Raw genomic sequence first — 20,808 nt, 5'->3', positions numbered from 1 at the left:
AATGCAAGCAGGCTGCGCGACCCGGTGTTGGGCAACGCAGCCTGCCAGCCGGTGAATTCCGAAAAAGCGGGATGGACCGAGGCGGCCGTCCGTTGCGTTACACGATGGACGCCGCGTTGGCAGGAGCCACTTTTACTACCGATTCGCTGCGGGCAATACCATACACTACCAGCCCGAAACCAATTTTATTGATGGCATCGGCAATGTTGTAGAGTAGGTCGAGGTCGTGGGGACGAAGCAGGCCGGCTCCATCAGGCCCGAGCCAGCCGCCGGGCATGGCCATGTAGCCGATAGGGTAAATAGCCCAGCCGACCAGAATAAACCAGGCCAGCGCCCGCACACCCTTGCGCACGGCCACAGAGTTGGAGGCCGCCGCTAGCTGCGCCACTTCCCCCACCCAGGCCGAGTACAGAATGTACACGTAGCCGAGCGTGGAGAGAGAGCCCCACAGTACCGAATGCCTCATGGAGCCATCAGTGAAGGCCTCGCCAATGTAGCCGAATACCAGCATGATAACGGCCGCCAGAATCAGCTTCCAGAGCAGCGCCGTTTTGGCGCCCGCCGCTCGCACCAGCAGGTAAAACTCTACCACCATGAGTGGCACAGTCAGGGTCCAGTCGATGTAGCGTAGCGCAATGGGGGTTTCGTTGGTGCTCACGTAGTAGTCGCGCATGTAATAATAATGCACGGCCGCAATGCCCGTAATCAGGCCCGAAACCAGCAGGGAAGTTTTCCATTTGTCGGCTACCGTGCTCCGCTCAAACAGGAAGAAAATGGAGGCCGCCGCCATGGCCATGTATCCCGTAAAAAAGGTAAACGCCACTGGGTCGTCGACCGGGATACGCATGATGTCGAGAAATACCGTTTGCATGGTTAAGGGATTGAGGGTGAGAAAGAAATTACACTACATTAAGAAAGCTGCATGTTCTAATGTTTAACTTTTTGTTATAAAAGATTCAACAAAAAAAGTAAACAATTTGAGGAGTAAGCTCAGCTGTACTAATAGGCATCATTCCGCACCGTTTGGGCAAAAAAAAGAGCGGGTTGGAACCAGCTTCTTGCCTGGTTCCAACCCGCTCGTGGCGTATGTTAGTTGATGGATAGGTTACCGGACTCGGTACCCGCGCAAGGAGTAAAACAGAAGATACGCGTAGCAGAGCGCCGGCAGTATGAACGCCACGCGCAGCCCACCCCCATTGGTAGCAATCCAGCCCATGAGGGGAGGCACCACAGCTCCACCCACAATGGCCATAATCAGGTACGAAGAGCCTTGTTTGGTAAATTGACCTAGTCCTTTAATAGCCATAGGGAAAATGACAGGCCACATAATGGCGTTGCACAAACCGCAGAGCACAATCAGCCAGAGGGCCGTTTCCCCGCTGGAAAGCATAGAAGCCACTACCAGCGCTACACCGGCGGCACACACGCCTACTAGCATCTTCCGGTCGTTGAAGCGCTGCAGCAGCGGAATGCCCACAATGCGGCCCACCATCACGCCAAACCAATAAGAGGCCACCAACACCGCACCCACAGCTTTCGTGAAGCCGACGGTCGTATCAATCGGGGCCGGCGATTTTCCGAAGAGCACCGATGCAAAATTGGTGACCACATTCAGGCCGCGTACCAGCTGTTGGGTGAAGCTACTGAGCTGCGTAATTCCCTGCGACTCGCCGTAGCGAATCAGAAACGAGCCCAGGCCCACCTCAACCCCCACATACACAAAGATGGCTGCAATGCCCAGCACGAGGTGCGGATAGTCGAGGGCCGAGCGGCGGTTGGCGGCCGCAGGCAGCGTATCGGCTTGGTCATCGGCCGGTAGGCTTTCGATTTCAGGCAGGCGTAGCAGAAAAAAGATGCCCGCCAGCGCCACTAGAAAACCCGCCAGCCCCAAATAGAGCGGCTTAATGAGCGTGGCTTCCTCCGTCAGGCGTTGTTGTAGGGGTAGCGTAGCCAGTCGAGCCTTCAAAATCTCTGAAGTGCCAAACAAGATGGCCCCACCGATAAGCGGCGAAATGGTGCCGCCCAGCCCGTTGGCTACGCCTACAATGCTTACGCGGCTGGCCGCCCGGTTGGCTGGGCCCAGCACCGAAACATAGGGGTTAGCCGCTACCTGCAGCAGCGTGATGCCCGCGCCCAACAGCCCCAGCGCCGTCAGGAACAGCGCGAAGGTGCGAGAGTTGGCAGCCGGCACAAACATTAAGGCTCCCGCGGCCATTACCAACAGCCCGAGCACAATGCCGCGCTGGTAGCCCAGGCGCTTCAGTACAAAGCCCGCCGGCAACGACATCAGGAAATATGCCCCGAAAAAAGCTGACTGCACCAACGACGACTGTAAATCCGTGAGCTGGCAGATGTCCTTGAGGTAGGGCATTAGCACGTCGTTGAAGTTCGTGACGGCCCCGAACAGGAAGAACAGGCTCGTCATGGCGGCCATGGGCAGCGCGAAGCTGCGCGCCGTGCCGGCAGCAGCGGTGGGAGGGGAGGAAGAAGTAATAGGAGCAGCCATGCAGGCAGAAGTAGAGGAATGAGAGAGCCTTAAAGATAGAAAACCGGCGCCGAATGGCCGCTCCGCCGGTTATAGCGGGAATTGCTGCCGGAGCTGCTGGTAGCCGGGGTGGTCGTCGAGGCTGGTAAGGCTTTCAAACATGCTGATAAAGGTGCGCACCAGTTCCGGATCCGCTGTTTGCATGGCGCGAGTTTCCGCTACCCGGTCGAGGTTGTACTGGCCCAGAAACACTACCAAAGCCCGAAAGGGCTCTTTGGCCTCAGCATTGAACCGCAGAAACAGCTGGAGCGGCAGCACCGGCAGGTGCTGGTGCGGCGCCAGGCCCGCCGCCTGCTGCTCAGAGTGCTTGGAAAGACTCATAAACGTTTCCTGAATCTGGCGCAGGGTGGCAAGGTGCTCTTCCCGATGCTCTTTCCAATGCTCCTCCGTTACCGGCACATTGGGGTGGAACTGCTGCCACACGCCCTGCACGAAGTAGTGCAAATGCCCGTGCTTGTCGAGGGTAGGCGGAACCGTAGTGGCAACATCCTCCACGGCAAGGGTGGCGAGGTAGAACTCCCGGGCGTCGCGGGTGCGCTCCAGAAGTAGGTCGTGAATACGGTCGGTGAGGGCCTGCATTTCTCGCTGGTTAAGCGGGGGCTGATGATGGCGGGCGTAGAAGGTGCCAATGGCTGCCGAATCGGTCATCAGGGCCAGGTATTCGCTTCCCTTGGCTTCTTCCAGAAAAGCTGCTATTTCTCGCATAATGGGCTGAAACCCTTTGTATAGCTCCCGGGTAGCGTCGCTGATGGTGATGACGGCGCTCTTTATTTGCTCTTCCACCGCCGAGCTGCTTTCTACCAACTGTCGGGTTTCGTGCACCAAGTCCTGCATTTGCTTCATGGCCTCGTCGGTTTTGCGCGACGCATCATCGGCCGATTTCCAGCTCTGAAAGGCCACGAACAGCGCCAGAAACGACGACACGCTGCCGATAATGGAGTAATGCCCGTTCAGGGCTTCATACGTCGTCAGCCCGATGACTACCAGGGCCAAAAATAGAATCAGGTAGAAGAGGGAGCTTTTACTAGGGTCGAACAGGAAGGAAGGCCTCATAATCCGAAGGTATTGAGAATCGGTCATAGCCTGGCATCCTCCATACACTTCGCTACCGGTCTGGTGCGGTGCTTGGGCCACCGGGAGCGTCAACTGCTACCCCGTGCAGCCGGCCCAACCGGTAGTAAGTCAGCATCACTAGGGCATCGGCCTACCAAAACTGTGGTTCGGCGCGCTACATTCCCGACCTTTGGGCTTTCCTTCGCTTTTCTTACTAGCTCGCTTATGGCCGACAACCGCCGCTCCGCTCCCTTTTACATGACTGCCACTACCCAGTTTGGGCTGGAAGAGGTGCTAGCGGAAGAGCTACGCCAGCTAGGAGCCAAGATTGAGAAAGTAGGCCAGCGCGCCATCGAATTCACCGGCGACACCCAGCTGCTGTATGAGGCCTGCCTCTGGTGCCGCACGGCCATGCGCATTCTGAAGCCCTTCGCCGGCTTTTATGCCCGCGACGAAAAAGCCCTCTACCGCGAAGTCGGCCGCATCGACTGGAGCAAGTATATCCGCCAGGACCAGACGTTTGCCATTACGGCCGTCGTGAACAAGTCCACCTTTGAGCACTCGTTGTTCGTGGCCCAGCTCACCAAGGATGCCATTGTAGACCAGTTCCGGAACCGCACCGGCGAGCGGCCCAGCGTAGATGTGAAAAACCCCGATATCCGGCTGCACCTGCACATGATTGAGAACGAGGTGATTCTGAGCCTCGACGCTTCGGGTGAGTCGTTGCACCGGCGCGGCTACCGTCAGCAAACCAACGTGGCGCCGCTCAACGAGGCCTTAGCCGCGGGCCTGCTGCTGCTCAGCGGCTGGGATGGCAAAAAGCCTCTCATCGACCCCATGTGCGGCTCCGGCACCTTGCTCACCGAGGCTGCCCTCATTGCCCAGCGCATCGCGCCCGGTTTGTATCATCAGGGCAAGTTTGGCTTCGAGAACTGGGCTGATTTTGACGCCTCGCTCTGGGAATCAGTGCAGATGGATGCCAAGCAAATGCGTCTGGAAGAGCCCCAAGCCTACATTGCCGGCTCCGATTTAAGCAGAGAGTTTATTGAGCTGGCCCGCGAAAACGTGGCCGCCGCCGACTTGGAAGACTTTATCCGGTTGGGGGTGCGCGACGTGAAAGAAGCCAAAGCCCCGGCCAAAGAGGAGCCCGGCATTGTGATAATGAACCCGCCCTACGGCGAGCGAATTGGCGAGGAAGCCGAAATGGATGCCCTCTACAAAACCATCGGCGACACGCTGAAATCGGGTTTCCAGGGCTACGACGCATTTATCTTCACCGGCAACCTGGAGGCAGCTAAGCGCATTGGCTTAAAAACCTCGCGCCGTATTCCGCTCTATAATGGCCCCATCGACTGCCGCTTGCTCAAGTACGAGCTGTACCAAGGCACGCGCAAGGTTTCGCGCCCCGAGCAGGGCTAGCACCCAGTCGCATTTGCAGCCGGCCAACATTATCAAGCCTGCCCCGGGAGGTTTGGGTGCTTTTGCTACCTAGTAACCGGGCGCAAGGCAGCTTCCGGGCGTCTTCTGTTCTGATAATTGCTAGCCAGCTACTACCTTCCTGTTTCTGCTGAACTGTCCTCTATTCCCGCCTTCATCATGACTAAACCGAATTGCTTTTTGCTGCTCCTGCTGGCCTTGCTGCTGCCGTGGGGGGTAGTTGCTCAAACGCCGGCCATCACGCGCATAAACCCTACCAACTGGTGGGTAGGCATGAAAAACAGCAACGTACAGTTGCTCGTGTACGGTCCACAGGCCGGCACCATGAGCTACACCATCACGCATCCGGGCGTGAAGCTGACGAAAACCAGCGCCGTAGAAAACCCCAATTACGCTTTCCTGGACTTGACCATTGCCGCTACTGCCAAGCCCGGCACGGTGAAAATACTAGGCAAGAAAGGCGCCCAAACCGTCACGCAGAACTGGGAACTGAAGGCCCGCGACAACGCCCCAAAAGGCCAGGGCGTTACGCAAGCCGACTTTATTTACCTGGCCATGCCCGACCGGTTTGCCAACGGTGACCCCAGCAACGACAAGTTCGCGGATATGGCCGACCCCAACATGGACCGCGCCAACCCGTTCTTCCGCCACGGCGGCGACCTAGCTGGTGCAGCCCAGCGGATTGGCTACCTCAAAGACCTGGGCGTTACGGCCGTGTGGTTTACGCCTGTTATTGAAAACAACCAAGGTCTCACCAACGAGGGCGGCACTATGCGCGCCGCTTACCACGGCTACGGATTTACCGACCACTACACCGTTGACCGGCGCTTAGGGGGCAATGAAGCCTACAAAACCTACGTGCAGAAAGCCCACGCTGCGGGCCTGAAAGTGGTGCAAGATGCCGTGTATAACCATGTGGGCAACAACCACTGGTTTGTGAAGGATTTGCCCATGAAAAGCTGGCTGCACCAGTGGGATACCTACACCAACACCTCGTACCGCCAGCAGCCCATCACCGACCCCTATGCCGCGCAGGTAGATAAAAAGGTGACGCTTGATGGCTGGTTTGTACCCTTCCTGCCTGACCTGAACCAGCAAAACCCGTACGTGGCCAACTTCCTGATTCAGCACGCCATTTGGTCGGTGGAAACCTTCGGGGTGGATGCCTGGCGCATTGATACCTACATGTACAACGACCAGCCGTTCATGAACCGCTGCAACGCGGCCTTGCTCACGGAGTACCCCCGCATCCATATTTTCGGAGAGTCATCGGTGACAAGCATTGTGGATCAGGCCTACTACGTGCGCAATAAAATTGCCTTCCCATTCAAATCAAATCAGCCCGGTGGCCTTGATTTTGTGCTGGAAGGCGCCATGCTGGGTGGCCTCAAGGAAGTAGGTACGCCATCGGCTACGGGCTGGGACAACGGAGTGCAGCGCGTGTACCAGGCCCTGGCTCAGGACGGTGTGTATCAGGACCCCACCAAGCTGGTGACGTTCATTGATAACCACGACCATAACCGCTTTCTGTCGGAAGTAGGCGAAGACGTAGACAAGTTCAAGATGGGCCTGACGTGGATGCTTACCACCAGAGGTATTCCCTCCATGTACTACGGCACCGAAATTCTGATGAAGAATTTCAAAAACCCCACCGATGCCGAAGTGCGCAAAGATTTCCCTGGCGGTTGGCCCGGCGATAAGCAGGATAAGTTTACGGTGGCCGGCCGTACGCCGCAGGAAAACGAGGCCTTCAACTTTGTGCGCACCCTAGCCACGTACCGCCGCGACCACAAAGTGCTGAACTCCGGCAAACTGATGCAGTACCTGCCCGAAAACGGCCTCTACGTGTACTTCCGCTACGATGCCACCGGCACCGTAATGGTTGCCACCAACTCCACTGACAAACCTGCGGCCCTGCCTACGGCTAGGTTCTCGGAACGCCTGAACGGCTTTAGCAAAGCGCGCAACGTGTTAACTAACGAGACGCTGAGCGACATCAAGACGCTGCAACTGCCGGCCAAAACAGCAGTGGTACTGGAGTTAATGAAATAGATTCACCTAGCTCCGACATACCAAGGGCCGCTACCTCACGCGAAGGTAGCGGCCCTTGGTATATCGGAGCCAAGAGGCTAACGAGAGGTTTGGTTTCTCTCGGGAGCTAGTACTCTACTCGAGGTAGCGCTGGCAAGCCTCTACGCAGGCCTGGCAGGCAGCGGCGCACTGCTGGCAGTGCTCATCCTCATGCTGGCTGCACTCGTTGGCACACTTAGTACAGATTTCAATGCACTCCCGCATCAGGTGCTTGGCGTGTTCTGAGCCGCGAGCCACCAAGCGGGCTGTGAGGGCGCAAACGTCGGAACAATCACGGTCGAGCAGAATGCAGGGCACCATGTGCTGTACATGCTCTTCGTGCAGGCAGGAGGTAGCACAGTGCTCGCAGGCGGCAATGCAGCGGTTGAGGGCGTCGAGCACAACGGTGTGTTTGGAAGCAGCAGCGGGGGAGGTTGTCATAGCAAAAGGGATTTTATCTACGAAAAACGATATCTGTGTATACGGGGGCAGCTACCGGTTAGCCGTGTAGTATTCCGCCGCAGTGGTGCACGATTTGCGTCTTCGAATGGTTATTTTCATTCTTTCGCCCCGTTGCGTTTAGCCTTATCTTTACCCCATGTTATTTGCTGCTGAACCTCTCGCCCCGACTCTTGAATCTGCTCGCCGTGTATTAAAGCAATACTACGGCTACGACTCGTTTCGGCCCATGCAGGAGGATATTATCCAGAACATCATGGGTGGGCTGGATACGGTGGTGTTGATGCCTACCGGCGGCGGCAAATCCGTCTGCTTTCAGGTGCCGGCGGTGGTGCAGGAAGGCGTGTGTGTGGTCGTGTCGCCGCTGATTGCCCTGATGAAAGACCAGGTGGAAGCCCTGAAAGCCAACGGCATCTCGGCGGCCTACATCAACAGCAGCGTGGGCCAGAGTGAGCAAAACAACATTGCCGCCGACTGCTTAAACGGTTACCTCAAGCTGCTGTACGTTTCGCCCGAGAAACTGCTTTCAGAAGGCTTCCTGACGTTTCTGCGGCGCATGCGCATCAGCATGTTCGCTATTGATGAAGCGCACTGCATCAGCTCCTGGGGACACGATTTTCGGCCCGAGTACACGCAGTTGCGGGTGCTGCGCGAGCAGTTTCCGAGCACGCCCATCATTGCCCTGACGGCTACCGCCGACCGCCTTACCCAGCGCGATATTCAGTCGCAGCTGCGGCTCAACAATCCGCGGGTGTTCCTCTCGTCCTTCGATAGGCCCAACCTGAACCTGATTGTGCGCCCGGGCCAAGATCGGGTAGGGGGTATTCTGGAGTTTTTGGAGCGTCACCCCGGCGAGGCGGGCATTATCTATTGTCTCTCGCGCAAGCAGTGCGAAACACTAGCCCAGAAAATACAGGCCAAGGGCTACAAAGCAGGTTTCTACCATGCTGGCATGACGCCCAACCAGCGCGCCAGTGTGCAGGAAGCCTTCCTGAAAGACGACCTGCAGGTTATTATTGCCACCATCGCCTTCGGGATGGGCATTGATAAAAGCAATGTGCGCTGGGTGATTCACTACAACCTGCCCAAAAACATCGAGGGGTACTATCAAGAAATCGGGCGCGCCGGCCGCGACGGCTCTCCGGCCACGGCGGTGCTGTTCTACAGCTTTTCGGATGTGATGCAGCTGCGTGAGATGCTAACCAAGGAGAATCCGCACCTTACGCAGCTTAACCTTACCAAGCTGGAGCGCATGCAGCAGTTTGCCGAGGCCGCCAGCTGCCGCCGCAAAATCCTGCTCAACTACTTCGGTGAAACGCTGGCGCAGGACTGCGGCAACTGCGACATCTGCCGCAACCCACCTACCACCTTCGATGGCACTGAACTAGCCCAGAAAGCACTTTCCGCAGTGGTGCGCATGCGCGAGCGGGCACCTATTGGCCTGCTGATTGACGTGCTGCGCGGCATGCGCAACCAAGCGGTGCTGTCGGGCGGCTTCGACCAGATTAAAACCTACGGCGCCGGCCGCGACCTGCCCTACCTCGACTGGTACAGCTACATCCATCAGATGCTGAATGATGGATTACTATACATTGCCTACGAGGAAGGTTACTCGCTGAAAATGACGGAGCTAGGCCGCGAGGTGCTACAAGGCCAGCGCCCTCTGGCCATGAAGAAGTTTCAGCCCGCCGAAAAAGCCGAGAAAGCGCCCCGGGGCCGCAAAGCCGCTGCGGCCACCAAAGCCGCACCGGTTTCGCGCGAAGCCAGGCTGTTCGAGGCCTTGCGCAGCCTGCGCAAGCGTATTGCCGACGAGCAGGGTGTACCGCCGTACGTTATCTTCACCGATTCGACGCTGCAGGAAATGGCCGAGGAACGTCCCATCAACCGCACGGCGATGCTCAGCATTTCGGGGGTAGGTATGAAGAAGTTCGAAAACTACGGCGAGGCGTTCATTCGGGAAGTGCTGGCCCACGGCGGCAACCCCGCGGCGCAAGTAGAGTTCGAGATGGATGACATACCGAGCAACCTAGGTCCTGATGACTTTGGCGGCTCGCCGCGCGCTTCCCGCAAAAAAGAGACGAAGCCCAAAGCAGTTAAGGAAGCCAAGGAGGCTAGCACCGATGTAAACGGCACCATGGAAGCCTCTTTTCTGCTGCACCACCAGGGCCTGAGCCTAGAAGCCATTGCCGAGCGCCGGGAGCTAGCCCTCTCCACGGTTCAAACCCACCTGACCAACTGCTACGCCAAAGGCCTCGATCTGCGTCTGGCTGACTTCCTGACGCCTGACGCCCTAGCCGAAATTCAGACGGCCCAGGTCCAACTGGGGGGCAGCCCTATGCTCCGCGACCTGTTCGACCACCTGCGCGAGAAGTACGATTACTTTAAGCTTCGGCTGGCGCTCATGTATTTCAAGAAGCTACGCGGCGAGTAGGTTGCGGCCATTAGCGGGGGGAGTGTAAACCAGACTGCCGGAAAAGGAGGCGCCGAATATTTTTAGTAAAAATTTCAGCTAATTGAATTAGTATTCGCGTAGATGCGTTCGTATCTTCGTGAGCCGGCACCTGTTTTGCCGTTGCAGCCATTTCTCCCGGCTCCCCCTGCGTTATGATTAACACGAATCTGAAATTCTGGCGGCGCGAACTGAGCCTTACGCAGGCGCAGATGGCCGAAAAACTAGGTATTAAACGCTCCTTGGTGGGCGCATATGAGGAAGGACGAGCTGAACCCAAGCTAGTTACCCTCGTGAATATGGCGCGCCTGTTCGGTATCTCGCTTGATGCGCTGGTAACCACTGACTTTAGTAAAAAGAAGAACGCCAAAGCCGCCTTACAGCTACAAGCTCAGTCGGCTGTTGCTACCTCCGTAAATGCGGCCAACCGCACCGGCAACAATCTGCGTATTCTGGCCCTAACCGTTGACCGCGAGCAGAACGAGAACATCGAGCTGGTACCACAGAAGGCGGCGGCTGGCTATCTCAACGGCTACGCCGATCCGGAGTACCTAGAAGAGCTGCCGAAGTTCCGGCTGCCGATGCTGGGCAACACTGGCACGTACCGCGCCTTTGAAATTGCCGGCGACTCCATGCTACCCATTGCCAGCGGTACCGTTATCGTGGGTCGCTACGTGGATGACTGGATGAGCATCAAAGACGGCACACCCTGCATTGTGGTGAGCAGCAAAGAGGGCATCGTGTTCAAGCGCGTATTCAACCGCCTGAAAGATGCGGCCATGCTGGCCCTGCACTCCGATAACCCCTTGTATCAGCCCTATCAGATTGATGTGGAGGATGTAGTGGAAATCTGGGAGGCCAAAGCCTACATCAGCAGCACGTTCCCCATTGCTGACCTTTCGCTGAACCGACTGGCTAGCATTGTGCTCGACTTGCAGCAGCAGGTAAGCACCATGAAGAAAGTATAACCAGTACTACTGGTATATAAAACGCCCGCTTGGCCACGATGGCTAAGCGGGCGTTTTGCGTCTGGCGGGAGCCTAGTAAGAGCGGTAATCTACTAGGCTGCTTTCTAGCGTAAACTTTCAAGACACGTAAGTAACGGCATCAGAAGGAGGAGAATATCTATTAACTACGATTAAGCGTTTAACTAACCGCGCTTACTCCGCGTAAGCCCAACGCAACTACTAACCACTGACCTCCCGATGCTTAAGATTATTCCCGCTACCGACCGTCATCACGCTGCTCCCGTCAACTGGCTCAGCAGCTACTTCCTGTTCAGTTTCGCCGATTACTACGATCCGCAGAATATGCATTTTGGCCCGCTGCGCGTGTTTAACGACGATAACATTCAGGCCAACTCCGGTTTTCCGCAGCATCCGCACTCCGAAATGGAAATCGTGACGCTGGTGCTAGATGGTGAGCTGTGCCACGCCGACACGATGGGTAACAATGCCACCATTAAGAAAGGCGAAGTGCAACGCATGACGGCGGGCACGGGCCTGGCCCACTCCGAAAAGAACGACACCGACAAGCCCGCTCATATCTACCAACTCTGGTTCCTGACCAACCAAAAAGGCCTGTCGCCAAGCTACGAGCAGAAAGACGTGGACTTCCTGGACAAAAAGAACGAGCTGATTCCGCTGGTCTCTGGACAAAAAGTGCTGGAAGATGTGGTGTACATGAATTCTAACTCCACGGTATACTGGTGCAACCTGAGCACTGACAAGACAGTTACTTTCAAGACTTTCCCAATTCGTAACACCTTCATTTACGTGAAAGAAGGCAGCCTCTACATCAACGGAGTTGATATCGGACCCAACGATCAGGTTCGCTCCACCGATGAAAACGTGCTGGAAATTCGTGCCTCTAAAGACGCTCAGTTCATTCTGATTGACTTGCCTGGCACTGAGGCGAATTACTAGGTCATTTCCTTAAGTGAAGCCGATACCTGTAACAAGGCTGGTTTACTTTTAGACTAGTTCGCAAACAAAAAGGCCGCCCTGAATGGGGCGGCCTTTTTGTTTGCGGGCAAGCTAGCGCTTACATCGTGTACTTGCGGCCTTTGTTCTGCTGCTTGAGGTAGGCCATCAGGGGCTGGAAGTATTCTACCATGGCGCGGGCCGAGAGGTCTTCGCCGGTTTTCTCTTTCAGCACGGTGCGCCAGTCTTTGCTGGAGCCAGGGCGCATGATGTCGGCCAGGAAAGCGCCTACTTCTTTGCTGCCGTAGTAGTTGGTGGCGTGCGGGTCCTGCTTCAGGATGTTCTTGGCAATGTGGTCGTGGAGCTGGAACAGGATGACGTAAGAGAGGGCGTAGTCGTAGTACTGCGCGGGGTCGTCGTTGATGTGGGTTTTGGTGGCGGGGTCGAGGTACTGCTCGCCGCGCGTGGTCGGCGGCACAATGCCCTGGTACTGCTTAGCCAGCGCCCACCAGCGGGCATTGAGTTGGTCGGCGGGCAGCTTATCGGCATAGAAGCTGTTTTCCCACTCACTCATCACACCCGAGGCAAACGGAATGAATACGGCGTAGTTCAGGGCTTCCTTCAGCAGCGTCTGGGTTTCGTCGGTTTTCGATTTGGCATCTACTAGGCCTAGGCCAGCCAGGAAGGGCTTTTGGGTAGCGGCCAAGCCCATCAGAGAGCCCATAGCCTCATGGTAACCGCGGTTGGCACCTTGGCGTAGCAGTACCGGCACCTCAGGGTTAGTATAAGTGAGGTAGTAATAGATGTGACCCAGCTCGTGGTGGGTGGTCTCGTACCACTCGGTGTTGCCTTCCACGCTCATCAGGCTGCGCACGTCCTGGTTTAGGTCCATGTGCCAGGCCGAGGCGTGGTTGTTCTTCTTATAAGTAGCGCCTTTGGGCAACGGGTAAAGGCTCGATTTCTCATAGAACGAAGTGGGTAGAGCCTGAAAGCCGAGGCTCTGATAGAAGCGCTCAGCTTGTTTCACTTGCCACTCGGCGCCTTTTTTGGCTAGTACGGGGTCGAGGTTGAGGCCTTTCACGTCCACCATCGCGCTCCAGTCCTGGCCCCAGCGGTTGGGTAGCCACGAAGCGGGTAGATAATCGGGCACCTGCTTTACCTTGTATTTCTTGGCTAGTTCGTAGCGGGCGTAGGTATGTAGCTCGCGGTACAAGGGGCGCAACTCCTCGTTGATTTTGCGCACCAGCGTCATCATCTCCTCCCGGCTCATGCCGTAGTCAGATGCCTGATACGAGAAGTAGTCGGGGTAACCGAGGGCCTGCACCGTTTGGTTGCGTAGGTCGCGCAGGTTCAGCAGGCCTTCCTTCAGAGTAGGGCCAATAGCTTTGCTGGCTTCCCAAATCTGCTGGCGCTTGAGCGGGTTGTTCTCTTTGCGTAGCAGCTCATCCAGGTCGTTGGTCGTGACGGACTTGCCCTGGTATTTGTAGTCGAAGCCGTAGAGCTTTTCCGTCTGTTGGGTTTCAGCTTTGATGCGCTGCTTTACTACGTCGGCAATGGTCTGGGGCGAGTTGGCCGCGTTGTAAAGCGCCGTTTGCAGTTGCTTTACCTGAATGTCGGTTAGGTCTTGCTTGTGCTCTAGCAGCTGGCGCAGGCGCTCAATGTTCTGAACCGAGCCCGTGAAAGCCGCCATCCGCTCGTTGGCGCGGGCTGTGGCGCCCGAGTTAGCGGTATCGCCAGCCACAATATGCGTATTAGAGCGCCACTCCGCCTCCGCCGATTCGGTGTACAGGCGCTGGTACTGGGCGGAGTAGTCTTTCAAAAAGGCCTCGGCCTGTTCCTGCCAGTTGGGCGCGGCTGGCTGGCTAGTAGGTTCGGTAGTAGGCGAGGGGGTAGTGGCAGCCGTGGGCGTTTTGGCCGTGGGGGCACACGCCGTAAGGGCGCCGGCCGTAAGAATGGGGAGAAAATATTTTTTCATAAGAAGAAGGAGGGGAAAACTAGGGTGGGCAGCTAAAGTACAAAGCGAGCGGTTTACTAGGTAGCTGCGACAGCCAAACCTCCGGAATTCACTAGCCCCGCCAGAACGCCAAAGCCCCCACTGCGTTGCGGGCAGCAGGGGCTGGTTTAATGAGGGTTCGTCTAGTACAAGGGCCTAGTAATTAAATGCTGGTGGCTGTTTCCTGCTGCTGTTGCAGCAGATGGCAGTCTTTATACTTTTTACCGCTGCCGCAGGGGCAGGGGTCGTTGCGGCCGAATTTGCGGCGCGTGCGCAAGCTCCGAATCCACTCGCGCGGGTCAACGGCCAGGCGCAGGAAGCGTTTTTTAGGGTTTTGGCGAAAGGCACGCTGCAGTAGTTGGTATAGCTCGGGATGGTGCTCCTGCAGCTTTTCGGGCTTCTCGAAGAAGTACTCCGTCACGACCGCAAAAAACTCGGCCTCATTCGTGCCCGCGTAGCTATTGATTTCTGAGTCGCCGGCCCGGATGGCGGCAATTTCACGCTGCATCACGGCTTCCCATTCTGGTCGCAGCTCAGCTGGCAGCGCAACCGCTGGCACGCCGTCAATCACGCCATCGGCCTCATCCAACAAGTGGGCAAACTCATGAATGCCAACATTTTGCTTGTCAAGAGCGTCTTTAAAGCCTTGCTCCAGCGAAGATTTTGAGAGGCGCATATAGTGCGAGGTTTGAAAGCCCTGCACGCTACCTAGGAGCGTTCCTTCCAGCCCCACAAACTCCTTGTTGGGGTCGCGTTGTTGGGTCCAGGCATCGGGCACCACCAGTACCTCACTCAGGTTGGCATATTCCCAGTCCGGAAACCCGAATACTGGAATAACGGCGGAAGCCGCTACCAGCACGCGGGTAGTCTCGTCGATATCAGTCTGAATGCCGGTTACGCGGGTTTGGGCCAAAAACACTTGCACTTTCTTTTCAAAGCGCTGCTTGTCGCCGGGCGTAAGCGAAAGATAAAACGCGACGCGCTCCGTGAGAATCTGGCGCCACTCTTGGGGGAACTCAGCGGCTACCGCTGCCTGCCGGAGGCGTGCCTCCCGCGTAACGTAGCGGTAGAATAAAAAGGCTACCACTGCAAGCAGGGCGGCGAAAAGAAGGTACTGCATGAGCCGCTAAACGATGCTGAGGCCATGAGGTTGTGCTTGCCCTCCGTCGGTATACTAGGTCGCCAGGCAGGGTGAACCCAAGCAGGGTATTCAATCACGGATACAGCTACACTCCAAATGACACTAGCGGAATTGGTTAGGGGTTTACAGCACCGCAGTCCCTAGGTGTTCGCGCAGCCGCTCCCGAAGCAACTCCAATAGAATATGGTCCATGAACTGGAATTTGTCGGGGATGCGCAGGTTAATGATGCGTTTGCCGGCCAGCTCTTCCCGAAATTTCTGCTGCAGTATATCGGTATGCTTGCGCTCCATTACCAGCACCACATCGGCCCAACCCAGGTGCCCGGCCGTAACGCGCACTCTCGCGCCGGGCTCAGTGCCCGCCGAACGTGCCTCGTAGTGTTGGTGGCCATCAAACAAACGCTCGGCAGTGAGGCTGCGCCAGCGGTTTTGGCTACAGATAAATAACAGCTTGAGAGCAGATGAATCAGACAAAGCAGAGCAGAAAAAAAGCAAACAGGTGGCACATGCAGGCCTCAGCAGCACGCCAGATGCTACCCCTTGCGAGGGCGCAAACCGTGGCAGTACCCCGCTGTACTCAGCATGCGCAAGCAAAAGTACAGTTTGAAATAGTCTGCCGTACCTCCAGAGTGCCAGGGCTACAAAACGGACCTACAATGCCGGTTACGGCACACGTACCGCACAAGCGGCAGTGGGTGTAGGGTAGTGTAAGAAAGGTAATTACAAGAGGCAGGAGCTATGCCGGTAATCGGGTGCTCGGGTGGCCATAACAGTTACATCACAACCAACGGCAGAGAAGCGCTATACGGTGCTGCTAGGTTGGGTAAATTTTAGTGTCCGAAGTGCTTGTGAGGGTGGTTGAGCAACTAAAAGGTTTTGTAGTATTGCATATAGCCGAGGCCCGAAATGGTTTGCTGATAGGCCCTCAAAAGCCCAAACTAAGGCTGCTTTCCGGGCCGGGTGCTGTGTGCAGTAGCTCCGAAAAAAGCGTAGTAAGTCCGCGCCGACCCGGTGCGTCTCTCCTTTGCCAGCAGCGGCTTTGCGTCTGCCTTTCCTCCTGCCTCACCACCAGCTAGGCAGCTGCCACTATACCTAAGCCGCCCTCGCCGTACCCCTTGTGGCAGGCCGTAACCCCAGAGGCTAGCTGCCAGCTTCACAACCATCCTATCCAATTTCCACATGAAACGAGTTTTCCGAACCGCTTTGCTCATGTCGCTGGGGCTGCTTACGCCGCAGCTGCAGGCCTCCCAATCGGCTGCGGCCACTACACTCACGGCCGACGACGATCAGAAGATGAACAAATTCATCAGCGACCTGATGCAGAAGATGACGCTGGAAGAGAAAATCGGCCAGCTGAACCTGATTACGGTAGGGTTTGATGTAACCGGGCCGGTAGTAAGTAAGGACGTGGACGCCAACATCCGCAAAGGCAACGTGGGCTCGGTGCTCAATACGTTCACGCCCAAAGCCGCGCGCAAGCTGCAGGAAATGGCCGTGAAGGAGTCGCGCCTGCACATTCCGCTCATTTTCGGCTACGACGTAATACACGGCCACCGCACCATTTTCCCGATTGCGCTGGGCTTGGCTTCGAGCTGGGATTTGCAGGCTATGGAGCGGAGCGCCCGAATTGCGGCCGAAGAAGCCTCTGCTGATGGCATCAACTGGGTGTACTCGCCGATGGTGGACATTGCCCGCGACCCGCGCTGGGGCCGGATTTCGGAAGGCTCGGGCGAAGACCCCTACCTGGGCTCCCAGATTGCGCGCGTGATGGTGCGCGGCTACCAGGGCGACGACCTGATGAAGAACAACACCGTGATGGCCTGCGTGAAGCACTTCGCGCTCTACGGGGCTGCCGAAGCCGGCCGCGACTACAATACTACCGATATGAGCCTGGTGCGCATGTACAATGAGTACCTGCCGCCCTACAAAGCCGCCGTAGAGGCTGGCGCGGGCTCCATGATGTCGTCGTTTAATGATATCAACGGCGTGCCCGCCACCGGCAACAAGTGGCTAATGACGGAGCTGCTGCGCAACCAGTGGAGCTTCAAAGGCTTTGTGGCTACCGACTATACCGCCATCAACGAAATGACCGCCCATGGCATGGGCGACGATGCGCAGGTATCGGCGCTGGCGCTGAACGCGGGTAGTGATCAGGACATGGTGGGAGAGATTTTCCTGAAAAACCTGGCCCAGAACCTGAAAGACGGCACCGTAAAGCAGGAGCAGATTGACCAAGCCTGCCGCCGCATCTTGGAAGCAAAGTGGAAGCTAGGCCTGTTCAAAGACCCGTACCTGTACACCAATGAAAAACGGGCCAAGGCCACGATGATGAAAAAGGAGTTCATCGCCGATGCCCGCGACATTGCCCGCAAGAGCATGGTGCTGCTGAAAAATAGCAACAACGCACTACCCCTGAAAAAGACTGGAACCATTGCCCTAGTAGGCCCCCTTGCCACGCGCCAGCGCGATATGATTGGCTCCTGGAGCGGCGCCGGCGACTGGAAACAGGCTGTGTCTCTGGAGCAAGGCATCAAGAACGTGGCTGGCAGCGGCGTGAAGATTGTAACAGCCCAGGGCGCCAACTTCACTGATGATCAGCAGATGATTGACCGCCTGAATGCCCACGGCGGCGAGCTGAACGTGGACAAGCGCAGCTCGGAGGAAATGATCCGCGAAGCCGTGCAGGTCGCGCAAGGTGCCGACGTGATTGTAGCCGCCGTAGGCGAGAGCCAGGGCATGACAGGGGAAGCTGCTAGCCGCGCCGATATTGGCCTGCCGGGCCAGCAACTGGAGTTACTGAAAGCCCTGAAGAAAACCGGCAAGCCCTTGGTGATTGTGCTGATGAGCGGCCGCCCACTTACGCTGCCCTGGGAAGACCAGAACGCCGATGCCATCCTGGAAACCTGGTTTGCAGGCACTCAGGCCGGCAACGCTATTGCTGATGTGCTCTTTGGAGCTTACAACCCCTCAGGCAAGCTCACGGCTACCTTCCCGCAGCACGTAGGCCAGGTGCCGATTTACTACAACCACAAAATGACTGGCCGCCCCTACCAAGGTGTGGCGCTGGACAAGTATAAGTCGCGCTACATGGATGTGAGCAACGACCCCTTGTATCCGTTTGGCTATGGCCTGAGCTACACCACCTTCGAATATGGCAAGCCGGAGTTGAGCACCACCTCACTGGCCATGAACGGCACGCTGGAGGTGAAAGTGACCCTGAAAAACACCGGCAACTACGACGGGGAGGAAGTGGCCCAGCTCTACATCCGCGACATGGTGGGCTCCATTTCCAGGCCAGTAAAAGAGCTGAAAGGCTTCCAGAAGGTAATGCTTAAGAAGGGGGAGAGCCGCACGCTCACGTTCCGCCTCACGCCCGAGGACCTGAAGTTTTACAACGCCGACCTGAAATTCGTGGCGGAGCCCGGTGACTTCCAGGTATTTGTGGGCAGCAACTCCCGCGATGTGCAGATGGCCAGCTTCAAGCTGGTCGGGCAATAGCCTTGGCTACACCCGCGCCTGGTTGTGGGACCAGGTCGCGGGGGCTTCCGGGAACTGAGTTGCTCTAGGGGAGCAGTTAGTACCTCGGAAGCCAAAACAAGAGAGGGAAGTCTTCATCGGAAGACTTCCCTCTCTTGTTTTGGGTAGTAGCTGAAGCTGACCATCAGGCTGGCGGCTACTGGGTGGGTTTCCAGCTTTTCATGACCTAGTAAAGCAGAGGCGATACCTGATTGGGCCGCTTCTGCTTTACTTTTACTAGGTCGTCTTACTCGACAAGCATCGTCATGATGGAGTGGGGGCGGCTGGTGGTGGGGGTGGCCTGGCCTTTAATCCAGAGCTGGAAGGGCTGTTCTTTTTCCGTCGTGTTGAGCACGACCACGGCCAGGGTGCCATCGGGGTTGCGGAAGGCCGTGGTTTGCAGCACGTCGCGGCTGGCCGTGGCGGCCACGCGCCGGGCCCCGGGCCGGATAAACTTGCTGAAGTGACCGATGTAATAGTAGGCGTTGGTATAAAGGAGCTGGCCCTGCTTGGTGTCGCCAATCAGGGGCGCGTAGCAGAAGTTGCCCACGTGGTTCGGCCCGCCGGTCTCGTCCAGCAGCACGTTCCAGTCGGTCCAGGCTTCGGTGCCGGCATTAAAGTCGTTGAGCATGGAATACGCGTAGCGCTCGCCCAGGCGCCAATCGCCAATGCCACTGTAGGCAAACTTTTCCACGCAGCCTTCGGTAAAGATCAGGTGCTTATCGGGGTAGGTTTCATGGACGCGGCGCACGTTCTCAAACTGCATGCCTGAGCCCGTCCACGTCTCGTACCAGTGGTAGCCCAGGCCCCAAAAGTACTGGCTAGCCTCCGGGTCATCAAAGAGGGTAGTGGCCCGCTGAAACAGCAGGTCGCGGTTGTGGTCCCAGCCGATGAGCTTGCGCTCGCCCAGGCCCGCTTTTTTAAGCGTAGGCCCGAGGTAGCCTTTCACGAAGTCGCGCTCCTGCTCGGCCGTAAACAGGCAGGACTCCCACTTCTGCTTGGCCATGGGCTCGTTCTGCACCGTCAGGCCCCAGATGGGGATGCCCGCCTTTTCGTAGGCCCGAATAAACTTAACAAAGTAGTTGGCCCAGCTCTGGCGAAACTCGGGCAAGAGCTGCCCGCCCTGCAGCATGGTGTTCGTGTCCTTCATCCAGGCCGGGGGGCTCCACGGGCTTACGTACAGCGTGAGCTTACCGCCGGCCGCGGCCATCGCCTGCTTGATAAAGGGAATGCGGTACTGCTGGTCGTGCTGAATGCTGAAGGTCGTGAGCTCTTTGTCGCCCTCGGCCACGTAGGTGTAGGGGGCGGAGGAGAAGTCGGTGCTGTGGATGGAGGTGCGCGCCAGCGTGTAGCCGATGCCCTGGCTGGGGCTGTAGTAGGCCTGCAGCAACTCCTGCTGCTGGGCCTTGGGCAGGCGGGCAAACGTTTCGGCGGCGGCATCGGTCAGGGCCCCGCCGATGCCGAGCAGGGTCTGAAAGGCATGGGTGGGGTCCACAAACACGGTGGGCTGGGTTTCCAGCGGCTGGGCCTGGGCCTGGAAGGCAAGCTTCTGGGGGGCGGCCGCCAGGCGCAGCGGGGTGTTCTCGGCGGTGGTGTAGACCTGCACCTGCCGGCCGGCCGCTGAGTAGGAAGTGGAAGTAGCCGGTTTGGCCGCCGGCTGAGTGGTTTTTTTCTGGGCCAAAGAAGCGGTGCTGACACCAGAAGCCAGCAGGCAGAGGAGGAGGGATTTGTGCATGTGCAAGGGCATAGAATCACCATTCCGATGTGCCGCTGCGCCCAGTTACTGGGGCGTGGGCTGCACGTAGGTATGGCGGTTTAAGTAGGAACTGGGGGTAGCAGCACAGCGGCTGTAGGCGCCTGGCAGGGGTAGTAGTGCAGGCAGGAGTGGGTACTCGTAGGTGGCTCCCTGATCAAATATATCGGTCAGCCAGTGCACAAACCAAACCACGCCGATTTCCTTCGGTAGCTCTATTTACCCCCGATATACGCTTACTGCACACCTGCTATTGGGTATGCGCGTGCATCACGAAGCTTGAACACTAGGTGGAGCACGCGAGCAAAAGCAGTTAAGAAACAAGAAAAAAACCAGCCAATAGAGCTTAAACCGGCTATTGCAAAACTGGCAACCTTGCGGACTTTAGGGGCCTATTAGCTTCCCCTTTTTTAGAGGCAGCCTTGTGGGAACAAGCCAGAAACACCAGGCCCGCGCAGAAGAGCTCTTCT

14 protein-coding genes are annotated in these 20,808 nt (G+C 57.2%); 6 read left to right on the top strand and 8 right to left on the bottom strand.

The annotated features are described in order from the left end of the window. Positions 1-97: 97 nt before the first annotated feature. The 3 genes from ACYVGU_RS08220 to ACYVGU_RS08210 form a co-directional block, all read right to left on the bottom strand. The gene (locus tag ACYVGU_RS08220; RefSeq protein WP_460614334.1) at positions 98-871 is read right to left on the bottom strand and encodes a bacteriorhodopsin-like; all 774 of its coding nucleotides are present in this window, start codon (positions 869-871) and stop codon (positions 98-100) included. Positions 872-1,105: 234 nt separating this feature from the next. After that, positions 1,106-2,506, bottom strand: a complete 1,401-nt coding sequence (locus ACYVGU_RS08215; protein ID WP_460621641.1) for a sugar MFS transporter — start codon at positions 2,504-2,506, stop codon at positions 1,106-1,108. Positions 2,507-2,575: 69 nt separating this feature from the next. After that, a complete protein-coding gene (locus ACYVGU_RS08210) occupies positions 2,576-3,598 on the bottom strand; it encodes a hypothetical protein (protein WP_460614332.1) in 1,023 nt (340 codons plus the stop codon). A 225-nt stretch (positions 3,599-3,823) separates the two neighbouring features. Between ACYVGU_RS08210 and ACYVGU_RS08205 the strand changes: the two genes are divergently transcribed. Beyond that, positions 3,824-5,017 carry a THUMP domain-containing class I SAM-dependent RNA methyltransferase gene (locus ACYVGU_RS08205; RefSeq protein ID WP_460614331.1) on the top strand — a complete coding sequence of 398 codons (1,194 nt, stop codon included), beginning with the start codon at positions 3,824-3,826 and terminating at the stop codon, positions 5,015-5,017. Between the two features lie 177 nt (positions 5,018-5,194). Further along, positions 5,195-7,087, top strand: a complete 1,893-nt coding sequence (locus ACYVGU_RS08200) for a glycoside hydrolase family 13 protein (RefSeq protein WP_460621640.1) — start codon at positions 5,195-5,197, stop codon at positions 7,085-7,087. Positions 7,088-7,201: 114 nt separating this feature from the next. On the opposite strand, the gene ACYVGU_RS08195 is transcribed toward ACYVGU_RS08200, so the two are convergent. After that, a complete protein-coding gene (locus ACYVGU_RS08195; RefSeq protein WP_460614329.1) occupies positions 7,202-7,546 on the bottom strand; it encodes a four-helix bundle copper-binding protein in 345 nt (114 codons plus the stop codon). A gap of 157 nt (positions 7,547-7,703) precedes the next feature. On the opposite strand from ACYVGU_RS08195, the gene recQ reads away from it, so the two are divergent. The 3 genes from recQ (at position 7,704) to ACYVGU_RS08180 (ending at position 11,938) form a co-directional block, all read left to right on the top strand. Then, complete coding sequence (recQ, locus tag ACYVGU_RS08190) at positions 7,704-9,995, top strand: DNA helicase RecQ (protein WP_460621639.1); 2,292 nt, start codon at positions 7,704-7,706, stop codon at positions 9,993-9,995. Positions 9,996-10,168: 173 nt separating this feature from the next. Beyond that, positions 10,169-10,981, top strand: coding sequence for a helix-turn-helix domain-containing protein (locus ACYVGU_RS08185; protein ID WP_460621638.1), 813 nt, complete (start codon positions 10,169-10,171; stop codon positions 10,979-10,981). A 237-nt stretch (positions 10,982-11,218) separates the two neighbouring features. Further along, positions 11,219-11,938, top strand: a complete 720-nt coding sequence (locus ACYVGU_RS08180) for a pirin family protein (protein ID WP_460614326.1) — start codon at positions 11,219-11,221, stop codon at positions 11,936-11,938. Between the two features lie 118 nt (positions 11,939-12,056). Here ACYVGU_RS08180 and ACYVGU_RS08175 read toward each other — a convergent pair whose 3' ends face one another. From ACYVGU_RS08175 to ACYVGU_RS08165, 3 genes are all read right to left on the bottom strand, one after another. After that, positions 12,057-13,910 (bottom strand): M2 family metallopeptidase, encoded by a 1,854-nt coding sequence (locus ACYVGU_RS08175; RefSeq protein ID WP_460621637.1) that lies wholly within the window; start codon positions 13,908-13,910, stop codon positions 12,057-12,059. A gap of 181 nt (positions 13,911-14,091) precedes the next feature. Further along, positions 14,092-15,048, bottom strand: coding sequence for a zinc-dependent peptidase (locus ACYVGU_RS08170; protein ID WP_460614323.1), 957 nt, complete (start codon positions 15,046-15,048; stop codon positions 14,092-14,094). Positions 15,049-15,192: 144 nt separating this feature from the next. After that, the gene (locus tag ACYVGU_RS08165; RefSeq protein WP_460621636.1) at positions 15,193-15,543 is read right to left on the bottom strand and encodes a low molecular weight protein tyrosine phosphatase family protein; all 351 of its coding nucleotides are present in this window, start codon (positions 15,541-15,543) and stop codon (positions 15,193-15,195) included. A gap of 705 nt (positions 15,544-16,248) precedes the next feature. On the opposite strand from ACYVGU_RS08165, the gene bglX reads away from it, so the two are divergent. Then, complete coding sequence (gene bglX, locus ACYVGU_RS08160; RefSeq protein ID WP_460621635.1) at positions 16,249-18,567, top strand: beta-glucosidase BglX; 2,319 nt, start codon at positions 16,249-16,251, stop codon at positions 18,565-18,567. 265 nt (positions 18,568-18,832) lie between these two features. Here bglX and ACYVGU_RS08155 read toward each other — a convergent pair whose 3' ends face one another. Continuing rightward, on the bottom strand, positions 18,833-20,320 hold the full coding sequence (locus tag ACYVGU_RS08155) for a glycoside hydrolase family 30 protein (protein WP_460621634.1): 1,488 nt from the start codon (positions 20,318-20,320) through the stop codon (positions 18,833-18,835). Positions 20,321-20,808: the final 488 nt, after the last annotated feature.

The organism is Hymenobacter tenuis (assembly GCF_054780495.1).
Note: the sequence above shows the minus strand (reverse complement) of the source record. Positions and strands in the feature narration are given on the sequence as shown.

Bases quoted from the DNA above. Each gene is read 5' to 3' on its own strand.
- ACYVGU_RS08220 (WP_460614334.1), bottom strand. From the start codon at position 871: ATGCAAACGGTATTTCTCGACATCATGCGTATCCCGGTCGACGACCCA.
- ACYVGU_RS08215 (WP_460621641.1), bottom strand. From the start codon at position 2,506: ATGGCTGCTCCTATTACTTCTTCCTCCCCTCCCACCGCTGCTGCCGGC.
- ACYVGU_RS08210 (WP_460614332.1), bottom strand. From the start codon at position 3,598: ATGAGGCCTTCCTTCCTGTTCGACCCTAGTAAAAGCTCCCTCTTCTAC.
- ACYVGU_RS08205 (WP_460614331.1), top strand. From the start codon at position 3,824: ATGGCCGACAACCGCCGCTCCGCTCCCTTTTACATGACTGCCACTACC.
- ACYVGU_RS08200 (WP_460621640.1), top strand. From the start codon at position 5,195: ATGACTAAACCGAATTGCTTTTTGCTGCTCCTGCTGGCCTTGCTGCTG.
- ACYVGU_RS08195 (WP_460614329.1), bottom strand. From the start codon at position 7,546: ATGACAACCTCCCCCGCTGCTGCTTCCAAACACACCGTTGTGCTCGAC.
- recQ (WP_460621639.1), top strand. From the start codon at position 7,704: ATGTTATTTGCTGCTGAACCTCTCGCCCCGACTCTTGAATCTGCTCGC.
- ACYVGU_RS08185 (WP_460621638.1), top strand. From the start codon at position 10,169: ATGATTAACACGAATCTGAAATTCTGGCGGCGCGAACTGAGCCTTACG.
- ACYVGU_RS08180 (WP_460614326.1), top strand. From the start codon at position 11,219: ATGCTTAAGATTATTCCCGCTACCGACCGTCATCACGCTGCTCCCGTC.
- ACYVGU_RS08175 (WP_460621637.1), bottom strand. From the start codon at position 13,910: ATGAAAAAATATTTTCTCCCCATTCTTACGGCCGGCGCCCTTACGGCG.
- ACYVGU_RS08170 (WP_460614323.1), bottom strand. From the start codon at position 15,048: ATGCAGTACCTTCTTTTCGCCGCCCTGCTTGCAGTGGTAGCCTTTTTA.
- bglX (WP_460621635.1), top strand. From the start codon at position 16,249: ATGAAACGAGTTTTCCGAACCGCTTTGCTCATGTCGCTGGGGCTGCTT.
- ACYVGU_RS08155 (WP_460621634.1), bottom strand. From the start codon at position 20,320: ATGCACAAATCCCTCCTCCTCTGCCTGCTGGCTTCTGGTGTCAGCACC.